1 protein-coding gene is annotated in these 584 nt (G+C 45.5%); it reads right to left on the reverse strand.

What is annotated here, in order from left to right; all coding sequences use genetic code 11:
• On the reverse strand, positions 1 to 462 hold a 462-nt coding region (locus tag ACFIJS_RS09290; protein ID WP_375651345.1), incomplete at its 3' end, for a glycoside hydrolase family 19 protein.
• Between the last annotated feature and the right edge of the window lie 122 nt (positions 463 to 584).

A 584-nucleotide genomic window follows, 5' to 3' on the forward strand; every position in this document is an offset into this window, starting at 1 on the left:
TTGATCAGCCAGCCTATTCAAGCCTTTCATTTGCCAAAACCAAACAGCAGACCAAAGCGCTGCTGGAAACTTTTCCAACTCTTCTGGAAAAGCCTCACAATCAACCGCTTGTTTATCGACTGAGCACCAAAACTTCGTAAAACGGCGATAATTATTGCGCCCCGTCAACTGGATCAAACCACGCCCCTTAAAGCGCACCCCATCACCAGGGTTGATATTGCCTAAATCACGCCGCCCCTCATAAGCACGCCCAGAGGCATATTCACAAACGGTAAAAAAGCCATCACTCTCATGCGCACATTGGCTTAAAAAATGCGCAATACGCAACGGTGTTGTGAGTGCCCCATAGGATAAAGCTTCAGGCAACACGCGTGCCATTTCAACAATAATAAAATCTTGACGCGCATGATGCGCCAGTTTAGGCGCAAGGCGGTGAAGAAAAGAAGCATCTATTGAAATCATAACAAACCACTCAATGCATAAAAATCCATGCGCAGTTTATCGGATCTCCACCCCCCAATATAAGCCTGACACTGTCAGTCAAAACTCTCAATACTCATAAAACTCTGGAAATAACGAACCTT

The organism is Bartonella sp. OT172YNZD (genome assembly GCF_042193725.1).
In the GTDB taxonomy this organism is placed as follows: domain Bacteria; phylum Pseudomonadota; class Alphaproteobacteria; order Rhizobiales; family Rhizobiaceae; genus Bartonella; species Bartonella grahamii_A.